This window comes from Amycolatopsis thailandensis, from assembly GCF_042723255.1.
Taxonomy (GTDB): domain Bacteria; phylum Actinomycetota; class Actinomycetes; order Mycobacteriales; family Pseudonocardiaceae; genus Amycolatopsis; species Amycolatopsis thailandensis.
In genome coordinates, this window is the sequence record NZ_JBHXJK010000064.1 from 37,130 (window position 1) to 47,898 (window position 10,769).

At 69.7% G+C, this 10,769-nt stretch carries 8 protein-coding genes; 6 read left to right on the forward strand and 2 right to left on the reverse strand.

Features of this window, described 5'->3' with window-relative positions; translation table 11 throughout:
- Positions 1-4: 4 nt before the first annotated feature.
- A complete protein-coding gene (locus tag ACFWMR_RS24825) occupies positions 5-2,281 on the reverse strand; it encodes a sigma-70 family RNA polymerase sigma factor (RefSeq protein WP_378380074.1) in 2,277 nt (758 codons plus the stop codon).
- Positions 2,282-2,539: 258 nt separating this feature from the next.
- Here ACFWMR_RS24825 and ACFWMR_RS24830 point away from each other — a divergent pair, with 258 nt between their 5' ends.
- From ACFWMR_RS24830 to purE, 5 genes are all read left to right on the forward strand, one after another.
- A complete protein-coding gene (locus ACFWMR_RS24830) occupies positions 2,540-3,400 on the forward strand; it encodes a GGDEF domain-containing protein (protein WP_378276691.1) in 861 nt (286 codons plus the stop codon).
- An 80-nt stretch (positions 3,401-3,480) separates the two neighbouring features.
- Positions 3,481-4,833, forward strand: a complete 1,353-nt coding sequence (locus ACFWMR_RS24835) for a glycosyltransferase 87 family protein (protein ID WP_093934866.1) — start codon at positions 3,481-3,483, stop codon at positions 4,831-4,833.
- Complete coding sequence (locus ACFWMR_RS24840; RefSeq protein WP_378380075.1) at positions 4,808-6,013, forward strand: glycosyltransferase 87 family protein; 1,206 nt, start codon at positions 4,808-4,810, stop codon at positions 6,011-6,013. Before ACFWMR_RS24835 ends, ACFWMR_RS24840 begins: the two co-directional genes overlap by 26 nt.
- Positions 6,014-6,026: 13 nt before the next feature.
- Complete coding sequence (locus ACFWMR_RS24845) at positions 6,027-7,211, forward strand: 5-(carboxyamino)imidazole ribonucleotide synthase (RefSeq protein ID WP_093934864.1); 1,185 nt, start codon at positions 6,027-6,029, stop codon at positions 7,209-7,211.
- A gap of 11 nt (positions 7,212-7,222) precedes the next feature.
- Positions 7,223-7,720, forward strand: a complete 498-nt coding sequence (gene purE / locus ACFWMR_RS24850; protein ID WP_093934863.1) for a 5-(carboxyamino)imidazole ribonucleotide mutase — start codon at positions 7,223-7,225, stop codon at positions 7,718-7,720.
- A gap of 69 nt (positions 7,721-7,789) precedes the next feature.
- Here the strand turns inward: purE and ACFWMR_RS24855 are convergent, their stop codons facing one another.
- On the reverse strand, positions 7,790-9,439 hold the full coding sequence (locus tag ACFWMR_RS24855) for a class I adenylate-forming enzyme family protein (protein ID WP_378380076.1): 1,650 nt from the start codon (positions 9,437-9,439) through the stop codon (positions 7,790-7,792).
- Positions 9,440-9,544: 105 nt separating this feature from the next.
- Between ACFWMR_RS24855 and ACFWMR_RS24860 the strand changes: the two genes are divergently transcribed.
- Positions 9,545-10,717, forward strand: a complete 1,173-nt coding sequence (locus ACFWMR_RS24860; protein ID WP_199745652.1) for an acyl-CoA dehydrogenase family protein — start codon at positions 9,545-9,547, stop codon at positions 10,715-10,717.
- Positions 10,718-10,769 lie beyond the last annotated feature (52 nt).

A 10,769-nucleotide genomic window follows, 5' to 3' on the forward strand; every position in this document is an offset into this window, starting at 1 on the left:
CACGCTACTCGAAGATGCGGTCCACCACACCGTTGGGCCGAGTGGTCGGCTTCGACTTGCCAGGCCGGGGCGGCGCGCTCGTGGTCGTGGCGGGCGGGGCGGGCTCCTGCTTCGCCGACTCTGTAGGCGTCACAGACGGCGAAGGCTTCTTCGACGGCGAAGGCCACCCAGGCCGTCCCGGCTTCGGAGTCTGCGAGGTGGACGGAGGCTTCGAAGTGACCGAAGGCAGCGAAGGCACAGTGGTCGGCGGAAGCAGCGCGTTGTCGTCACACCAGTGGTGCCAGCAGCCGAAGTAGACCTCGACCGGCTTCGCTTTCGCGGTGCCGAGGGTGGCGTTCACCGTCACCGGGACGTTGTCCGCCGGACGGCCCTTGAGCCGGACCCACAGGCTCACCTGACGCCCCGGAGCCACCGACCCGCGCGAAGTGCACGAAGCGCCTTCGCCGGTCGGAGTGCACGGGATGCCGTAGACGCTCCAGGAGGTGAGGACCCGGTGATCGAGGGTGATCGTCACCGGCTTCGTCGTCTCGCCCGTGTTCTTCACGCGGACCAGGACCAGCGGATTGCGGTTCCACGGGAACGCCGACAGCCCGTCGCTTTCGGCCGACAGGATGAGAGCGTCCTTCGGCGGCGGCTTCGGCGCCGGCACCTTGACCTTCACCTCGACCCTGACCATGATCTGCGCGCCGGCCGTGATCGAGCCCTTCACCACGCCTTCTTTGGCCGTTTCGTCCGCGCGCAAGCGGAACGTCAGCACCGCGGACTGTCCCGGTTCGAGGCCGGTACCGGTCTTGCAGGTCACCGTGCCGCTGCCGCCGGGGCAGCTCACCGTGATCGGGGCGGGCCCCTGTTGGCGGAAGCCGCCCAGCGCGCCGCCGCCGGCGGCGGGAACGGCCGTCACGCCCTTCGGCAGGTCCAGTGACACGGCGACGGGTTCGGACTTCGAGCCGCCGTCGTTGCGGACGGTGATCGGCAGGTTGGCGTCCTTGCCCGGTTCGAGGGTGACGCCACCCGCCGGGGTCGACGCCGTCATCACGGGACTCCCCGGCGAAGGCGGGGGCTGCTCGGCGGGCGGAGTCGGCTGAGGCGTAGGAGTCGGCTGCGGCTGAGGAGTCGGCTGGACAGGCGGCGGCTGTTCCGCGGGCGGCGGCACTGCCGGAGGAACGACAGGCGGCACCACCGGAGGCACGACCGGCGGCTTCACCGGAGTGGGAGCCGGTGCCACGGCGGGCGGCGGGACAGCTGCGGCCGCGGGGATCTCCTGAGTACCGCCACCGGCGGCGAGCGCCACCGCCACGGCGGCGACGATGGCCGCGCCCGATCCGGCCACGGTGGCGAATTGGCGCGGTCCGGCCGCGGCGGCACCGGCGGCGCCACCCGTGTTCGAACCCGCCGCACCCCCGGCCGCGGCGGCCGAGGTCGTGCCCGCGGTGATGGCCGTTCCGGCGGCGGTGGCCGCGGCCGCTTTGCCCGCACCGGTCGTCGCCAGGTAACCGAGAGCCGCGCCGCCGAGCACGATCGGCGCGATGATCCCGCGCAGACCGGTGTTGACGTCGGCCAGCTCCGCGGCCAGCGCGCGGCACTTCTCACATTCGTCCAGATGGCTCTCCACCTGGGCGCGCTCGCGTTTGGACAACCCGTCGCGCGTCCACGCGCCGAGCTTGTCCGCACTCGCGCGGCAGCGTTCGCCGGAGTTCTCGGCCAGGTGGACCTGGAGATAGGCCTGCCGCAGCCCCTCACGGGCGCGATAGGCGAGTGCCGAGACGCCGTTCGCGGTCAGCCCCAGCAACGGCGCGACCTCGGCGGGGCTCTGCCCCTCGATCTCGGTGTGCCACAGCACCGCCTGCCAGCGTTCGGGCAGCCGGGCGAACGCCTTCGCGGCGAGCGTGCGCTCGAGCCCGGCGACGGCGGTGTCGGAGAAGGGGACCGTCAGCGCTTCGCCGACGGCGCCGCCGACGTCGGACATGTCCTCGTTCAGGTCGACGCGCTTGTCCTTGCGCGTCTTGTCGTAGGCGGTGTGCCGGAGCGCTGTCAGCAGGTACGCGCGGAACGCGGCGTCGGGGCCCTTGCCGCCACGCAGCGTGTCCAGCACCTTCGCGAAGGCCTCTGAAACGAGGTCGTCGGCTTCGGAGCTCGAACGGGCCAGCTGACGGGCGAGGTTGTGCGCCGCGCCGGCGTGACGTTCGTAGAGCGTTCCGTAAGACGCGATCTTCCCGTCACGCACCTCGGCGATCAGCTCGGCGTCACTCTTACCGGAGAGATCGGCGGGAACGGTGGACACGGGACTCCTTCATCATGCGGGTTAGGCGGCTCTACTCTTCCTAACGCCCGAACACGCTCAGTGTGACGGAACGGGCGACGCACGTCACCTCGCGGCCCTGCCGATGACCCGGAGAGCCCAACACCTTCACCCGGGACGGGTTACCGAAGAGTTCGGAAAGATCCTTGGAAAACGCCGTCACGCACGACGTGGACCGGCGTCCCCACCCTGAAGCGATCGCAAGATCGAAAAGATCCGGAACGGAAGGGGCGGTGGGTAGTGGACGTACCGGCGACTGGTGCGCCCGACGGGCAAGCCGCCTGGAACCGGTTCGAACGAGATCGCTCTCTTCGCGCCCTGCGGGCCCGCTGGCGGACGGCCAGCCTGGCCGCGGGCTGGCGTTTCCCCAGTGACTGGGGCCTCCCCGAGGTCGACGCCGTCTGCGCGGCGGTGATCAAGAACGGCCGGGTCGCCACCGCCGAGGTGGCGGAAACCGCGCTCGCGGGACTGGGCCGGGCACGTGCCGCGGCGGGTGCCGGGCTGGCGGAAACGCTCGCGGATCTCGCGGCGTTGCACGCCGTGCTCGCCGACCCGGACGCGGTGGACGGATTCATCGCACCGGATGTCGACACCACGCCCTCCCGGTTACTCCGGGTGACAGCGTTGGCTTGGGCGGACGTCGCGACCGATCAGCTCGTGAACACCGAAGTCACCGAACCGCTCACCGGACTGCCCACCGCCGCGTACCTGAGGACCCGGTTGAGTGAGCTGTACCGCCAGGCCCGCCGGGACGAACGGCCGGTCGCGGACGTGCACACCCTGCTCGTGGTCTCGATGGACTTCAGCTCGGTCGCGGGCTGGCCCCGGCTGACCGGGATGATCCTGGTCGCGGACGCGTTGAAGCAGGTGTTCGACGGCGGGGAGAGCGTCGCCTCGCTCGGACCGTCCGTCGCGGGCGCACTGGTGCCGAAGGACGCGAGGCTCGCTTCGTCCGGCGTCGCGTTGCGAAGGGCGCTCAACGAGCGGCTTTCGGTGGACGCCCAGCTGCGGGACACCGGCCGACCGCAGATCTCGGCCGTCCGGCTCCCGGCGACCTACGACCAGGCGTGCGATCTCCTCGGTTCCCTCGCGCGGTCCTGAGCCGGGCTATCGCAAGACGTTCGCCAGGTCACGGCGACCCTGCGGACCAGCGACGACCCGGTTCATGATTTCCTGTTTGCGTGACCCGGACTGTTCCCGCCGACACCAACGGCGACGTTTCGGCGAGCCGCCCGCAGCATCGTCTGTCGCTGCGGAGGTCGCTCGCCCGCTTGTCCGTCCGGCCGAGGTCGATCCTGATCCTGTCGGTGATCCCGCTGGTCGCGATCGGTTTCGGTATCTGGGGCTGGCAGCACGACTGGGTGCTGGGCGTGGACAGCGCGGTGTACCGCGCCGGTGCCGAGACACTGCTCAACGGTGATCCGCTGTACGACGCGAACACACTTCCGGTGGAACCGTGGTGGGCGCTGCTGCCCTTCACCTATCCGCCGACGGCGGCGCTGCTGTTCATCCCGCTCGCGATGGTCCCGACGCAGGTCGCCTGGGGGCTCCTGACCGCGGTCTCGCTGCTCGCGCTGGCGCTGTGCGTCCGGATCGCCATCGGCGCGCTGCCGAAGCCGTCGACCGACGGTCCCCGCTGGTGGGCCTCGCCCGCCCGGTCCACGATCGCGTTCTTCCTGGTCTTCCTCGGCCTGGAACCGGTGTGGCGCACGATCTTCCTCGGCCAGATCAACATCATCCTGATGGCGCTGGTGATGCTCGACATCCTGGTCATCGGCGCCAGGGGCAGCCGCTGGGGCGGGGTGCTCGTCGGCGTCGCGGCCGCGGTCAAGCTCACCCCGATCGTCTTCCTGGGGCATCTGTTCATCACCGGCCGCCGGATGGACGCGGTTCGCGGGCTCATCACGTTCATCGTGATGCAGGGCCTGATGTTCCTGATCATCCCGCACGACGCGGCCCGGTACTGGACCTACACGCTGCCCGACACCGGCCGGATCGGCCCGGTGCACTGGGCGGGCAACCAGTCGCTGAACGCGCTGATGAACCGCTTCACCGAACTCGCGCCCTGGGCGTCGAAGGCGGCGATGGGGATCGGCGCGCTGCTCGCGATCCCGGCGATCTGGCTGGTCCTGCGTTTCCACCGCAAGGGCCAGGCGCTCGCGGCGATGCTGGTGACCGCGTTCTGGATCCTGCTGATCTCGCCGATCTCCTGGACCCACCACTGGGTGTGGGTGGCGCCGCTGGTCGTCCTGCTGGTCTCGCGCCTGCCGAAGACCACGCCCGCCACCGCGTGGAAACGCTGGCTCGGCACCTTCGCGGTGTTCTTCGTCTTCATCAGTTGCGTGCTGTTGATCCTGCCGAACGGCCGCAATGTCGAGTTGCACTGGAAGGTGTGGCAGAACATCCTCGGCAGCGCGTACATCTTCATGCCGCTGGTGCTGGCGGTCGCGCTCGCCGGACGCTGGTGGTACTTGCGCCGGAAGCGGGGCTCGGGGGACGAAGAAAAACATGCTGAAGTCGCGTCCGGCGGCTGACCCCCGGATCGTCGGGGTCGCGCTGGCCGGCGCGCTCGCGCTGGCGATGCTCGCGCTGGGCGTCGTCGCCTGGCTGGGCGAATGGCACCTCGGCGCGGACAGTGCCGTCTACCGCGCCGGCGCCCTCACCCTGCTGAAGGGTGAGCCGCTGTACACGCGCGAAGCGCTCACGACGCTGCCGCCGTGGGTGCTGCTGCCGTTCACCTACACCCCGGCCGCGGCGCCGCTTTTCCTACCGCTCGCGATCGTCCCGGCCGGGCTGACCTGGGGTGTCGCGGGCGCGCTCTCCCTGGTTTGCCTGAGCGTCGTGATCTCCGTGGTCGCCCGCGCCTGCGGCGCCCCGATCACCCGCTGGTGGGTGCTGCCGCTCGCCACGGCGGGCGCGCTGGCGCTGGAGCCGGTCTGGAAGACGATCTTCCTCGGCCAGATCAACCTCATCCTGATGGCGCTGATCGTCCTCGACGTCCTGGTGCTTTCGGCGCGCGGTTCGCGCTGGGCCGGGGTGCTGATCGGGATCTCGGCCGCGATCAAGCTGACGCCGTTGATCTTCGTGCCGCATCTGCTGTTCACCGGCCGCTGGAAGGACGCGCTGCGGGCGCTCGGCACGTTCGCCGGGCTCGAAGCCGTGATGTTCGCGGTGATCCCCGGCGACGCCGTCCGGTTCTGGACCGAATCGGCGACCGACCCCAGCCGGGTCGGCTCCGTGCACTGGATCTTCAACCAGTCACTCAACGGTCTGGTGAACCGCGCTTCGGAGCTGGCGCCGTGGTCGCTGACGGTGGCCATCGCGATCGCCGCCGTCCTGGCCGTCCCCGCCGTCTGGCTGGTCGTGCGCCTGCACCGCCGCGGCGACGCGGTCGGCGCGCTGCTGGTGACCGCGTTCTACGGGCTGCTGGTCTCGCCGGTGTCGTGGTCACACCACTGGGTGTGGACGGTGCCGCTGCTCGTCCTGCTCGTCGTCCGCCGGGCGTGGGTTCCGGCCGCGGGCGTCGCGGTGCTGTTCGCGAGCGGCGTGATCATGTTCGTGCCCAACGGCGGGGTGACCGAGTTCGGCTGGGGGCTCGGCTGGTCGCTGCTCGGCAACGTCTACGTCCTCACCGCTGCGATCGTCATCACAGGCCTGGCCGTGCGGGAGCTGCGACGCGGGTCCGCCCAGGTCGCGGCGGTGGCGGCCAAGTAATCTGCTCCTCGTTATGGACAAACGAACCGGTCTTCCGATCGTGGGCATGGTGGGCGGCGGACAGCTGGCCAGGATGACCCACCAGGCGGCGATCTCCCTCGGCCAGTCCCTGCGCGTGCTGGCCGCCGGGGAGAACGAATCCGCCGGCCTCGTCGCGGGCGAGGTCGTGCACGGGCACCACACCGACCTCGAAGCGCTGCGCTCGTTCGCCGCCGGGGTCGACGTGCTGACCTTCGACCACGAGCACGTGCCAGGTGAGCACCTGCTGACGCTCGCGATGGAGGGCGTCACCATCCGGCCCGACCCGGCCGCGTTGTCGATGGCGCAGAACAAGCTCGTCATGCGCGAGATGATGGCCGGACTCGAGATCCCCGGCCCCGGCTTCGCCGAAGTGTCCTCTGTGGACGATGTGATCTCCTTCGCCGACAAGCACTCCTGGCCGGTGGTGCTCAAGGCCGCGCAGGGCGGTTACGACGGCCGCGGGGTCTGGATGCTCGACACCGCGCAGCACGCGCGCGAGACCGTCCCCGAACTGCTCGACGCCGGAACTCCGTTGCTGGTCGAGGAAAAGGTCGTCATGCGGCGCGAACTGTCCGCGCTGGTGGCCCGGTCCCCGTTCGGGCAGGGCGCGGCGTGGCCGATCGTGGAGACCGTGCAGTCCGGCGGGATCAACACCGAGGTGCTCGCCCCGGCGCCGGGGCTGAGCGTCGCGCGCACGCAGGAGGCGCAGGACCTCGCGCTGCGGATCGCCGCGACGTTGAACGTGACCGGGCTGCTCGCCGTCGAACTGTTCGAGACCGACGAAGGCCTGCTGGTCAACGAACTCGCCATGCGCCCGCACAACTCGGGACACTGGACGCAGGACGGCTCGCGGACGTCGCAGTTCGAACAGCACCTGCGCGCGGTGCTCGACTACCCGCTCGGGCTGACCGACCTGATCGCCCCCGCCTGTGTGATGGCGAACGTCCTCGGCGCCCCCGAGACCCCGGAGATGGGGCCGGACGAGCGGCTGCACCACCTTTTCGCGCGGTACCCGGACATTCGCGTCCACCTGTACGGCAAGGGAGAGCGTCCCGGCCGCAAACTCGGCCACGTCAACCTCGTGGGCGAACGCATGGAGGAGCTGCGCGATCGCGCGCTGCTCGCCGCGCACTGGCTTTCCCACGCCGTCTGGCTCGACGGCTACGAGATCCACTAGGAGTAATTGGTATGTCGCCGCAGGTTGGCCTGATCATGGGCAGCGATTCGGACTGGCCGACGATGGAAGCGGCCGGGCAGGCGCTGGACGAATTCGGCGTCGAATACGAGGTCGGCGTCTACTCGGCGCACCGCACTCCGCAGCGGATGCTCGACTACGCGACTTCGGCCGCTTCGCGTGGCGTGCGCGCGATCATCGCGGGTGCCGGTGGCGCCGCGCATCTGCCGGGCATGGTCGCGTCGGCGACGGTGCTGCCGGTGATCGGGGTGCCGGTGCCGCTGAAGTACCTCGACGGCATGGACTCACTGCTCTCGATCGTGCAGATGCCCGCCGGTGTCCCGGTCGCGACCGTTTCCGTCGGCGGGGCACGGAACGCCGGGCTGCTCGCGGTCCGCATCCTCGCCGCGTCCGACGAGGGCCTGCAGGCGAAGATGGCGCAGTTCCAGGCGGATCTCGCGCAGCTCGTGCTCGACAAGGACGCGGCCCTGCGCAAACGCGTCGAAGGCTGACGCATTTCGTCCTCTGAATGCGGTAGTTCGCCACCGAACTACCGCATTCAGAGGACGAAATGCATGGCGTCAGTCGGCGAGCTGCTTCCGTAGCTCCCGTTTCAGTACCTTCCCGGCGGCCGACACCGGGATCTGGTCGACGAAGTGGATCGCCCGCAGTCGTTTGTACGGGAGGACGCGGGCGCCGACAGCCTCCAGGAGTTGCTCGGCGGTGACGTTCTCGTCGCTGCGGACCACGAACGCGACCGGCAGTTCGCCGACCTCGGTGTCCGGTTTGCCGACGACGGCCGCCGCGGTGACGCCGGGCAGGGTGATCAGCAGCTCTTCGAGTTCGCGCGGGAAGACGTTGTATCCCTTGTACAGCAGCATGTCCTTCTTGCGGTCCACAATGGACAGGTAGCCGTCCTCGTCGAGGAGGCCGATGTCGCCGGTGTGCAGCCAGCCGTCGACGAGCGCGGACGCGGTTTCCTCGGGACGGCTGCGATAGCCGGTCATCACCTGCGGGCCGCGCAGGCACACTTCGCCGCTTTCCCCGGCGGGCAAAGGATCTTCGCCGCCTTCGGCCGAGACGATCTTGATCTCGGTGTCGGGCAGCGGCAGGCCGACCGAACCGACCTTCCGGACGGCAGACCGGTAGGACGGCGCGATGACGGCGCCCATGGTGACCTCGGTGAGGCCGTAGCCCTCGATGATGAGCACGCCGGGGAAGCGGTTCTGCAGGGCGCGGATCATCTCGTGGTTCATCGGCGCCGCCCCGGAACCGATGGTCAGTACCGAAGACAGGTCGGCTGTGTGAAACTCGGGGCATGAGAGCAGCGCGGCGAACAGCGCGGGCGCTCCGCCGATGGTGGTGACCCGCAGCAGTTCGGCGTCGGCCACGTACGCGGCCGGGTCGAAGCGGTCGTGCAGCACGATGGTGCCGCCGTCGAGCAGTGGCACGTTGAGCGCGGCGATGGTCCCCATCGCGTGGAACCACGGCGTCAGGTTGAGGGCGATCCCGGTGCCGATCCGGGACGGCCATTCCTCCGGACCGCCGAATTGCTCGACGATCACCTCGCCCGAGGCGTCGACGGCGGGGACCGCGCCCAGCCGGTAGCAGGAGCTCTGCAAGCTGTTGACCACGACGTTCCGGTGCGGCAGGCAGACACCCTTCGACCGTCCGGTGGTGCCGCCGGTGTACGCCAGATGGGCGAGGTCGTGGTAGATGTCGATCTCCACGTCCGGCCGCTCGTCGGAGTGACCGGAGTAGAACTCCGTGAACTCGACCTCGCCCGTGGCGAGTCCATCCGGCGGGTGAACGACGATGCTCAGCCGCACCGAGGTCCGGTCACGGACCGAAGCCAGCACGCGGGCGACCGGGCCGACGGTGACGGCGGCGACCGCCCCGGCGTCGGCGAGCTGGAAGGCGAGGTCGTCCGGTGGGAGCAGGGGATTCGCCGGACTGAAGGTGGCCCCCGCGAGCAGCGTCCCGTAGTACGCGACCGGGTACGCCAGGCAGTTCGGCAGGTGGAGCGCCACGACGTCGCCCCGTCCGATGCCCTCGGCACGCAGGGCGTTCGCGAACCGGCAGGCCGCGCTGTACGTCTCGGCGAAGGTGAGGCGCTGGTCTCCGTGGGCGAAGGCCGTGCGGGAGCCCCAGCGAGCAGCGGCGCCTGCCAGCACCGAGCCGACCGGGACCTCGGGATAGTCGAGCGACCGGGGGAACGGGGTGAGCTGCATCACCCGAACGTACGGACTTTGCGGTCAAAGACACAAGCGCTCGCGATGTCGCGGAATGTGAACGAGCGCTAACATCGGACAAACTCCCAAACGCGGTTAGAAGAGGTGACGAAGGTGTCTGACGGCCCGGGTCTGTACCAGCTTGCCGAGGAGCACGAGGAGCTGCGGGCCGCGGTGCGTGCCCTCGCGGAGAAGGAGATCGAGCCGTACGCGGCCGAGGTCGACGAGGACGAGCGCTACCCGATCGAGGCGTACAACGCCCTGGTCAAGTCAGGTTTCAACGCCGTGCACATCGACGAGGCCTACGACGGCCAGGGCGCGGACGCCATCGCCGCCTGCATCGTGATCGAAGAGGTCGCGCGCGTCGACGCGTCGGCGTCGCTGATCCCGGCGGTGAACAAGCTGGGCACGGTGCCGATCATCCTGTCGGCGTCGGAAGACCTCAAGAAGCTCGTGCTGCCTTCGATCGCCTCCGGTGAGGCCTCGGCGTCCTACGCGCTTTCGGAGCGCGAAGCCGGCTCGGACACCGCCTCGATGCGCACCCGCGCGAAGCTCGACGGCGACCACTGGGTGCTGAACGGCACCAAGTGCTGGATCACCAACGCGGGTGAATCGTCCTGGTACACCGTGATGGCGGTGACCGACCCCGAGGCCGAGAAGAAGGCCAACGGCATCTCCGCGTTCGTCGTGCACAAGGACGACCCCGGCTTCACCGTCGGCTCGAAGGAGCGGAAGCTCGGCATCAAGGGCTCGCCGACCCGCGAGATCCACTTCGAGAACTGCACCATCCCGGCCGACCGCATCATCGGCGAGCCCGGCACCGGCCTGAAGACGGCGCTGCGCACCCTCGACCACACCCGCCCGACCATCGGCGCGCAGGCGCTGGGCATCGCGCAGGGCGCGCTCGACGCGTCCATCGCGTACGTCAAGGAGCGCAAGCAGTTCGGCAAGTCGATCTCGGAGTTCCAGGGCGTCCAGTTCATGCTGGCCGACATGGGCATCAAGATCGAAGCCGCCCGGAACCTCGTCTACGCCTCCGCCGCGGCGACCGAGCGCGGCGACAAGCGCGGCGGCTACATGGCCGCGGCCGCGAAGGCGTACGCGTCGGACATCGCGATGTCGGTGACGACGGACGCGGTGCAGCTCTTCGGTGGCGCGGGCTACACACGCGACTTCCCGGTGGAGCGCATGATGCGCGACGCGAAAATCACCCAGATCTACGAAGGCACCAACCAGATCCAGCGCATGGTGATGGCGCGCGCCCTGCTCAAGGGCTGATTTCCGCTCAAGTACATGAAGGCCCCCTTCCTTGCGCTAGACGCAAGGAAGG

Coding starts and splice junctions, on each gene's coding strand:
- ACFWMR_RS24840 (WP_378380075.1), top strand. CDS start 4,808: ATGCTGAAGTCGCGTCCGGCGGCTGACCCCCGGATCGTCGGGGTCGCG.
- ACFWMR_RS24845 (WP_093934864.1), top strand. CDS start 6,027: ATGGACAAACGAACCGGTCTTCCGATCGTGGGCATGGTGGGCGGCGGA.
- purE (WP_093934863.1), top strand. CDS start 7,223: ATGTCGCCGCAGGTTGGCCTGATCATGGGCAGCGATTCGGACTGGCCG.
- ACFWMR_RS24855 (WP_378380076.1), bottom strand. CDS start 9,439: ATGCAGCTCACCCCGTTCCCCCGGTCGCTCGACTATCCCGAGGTCCCG.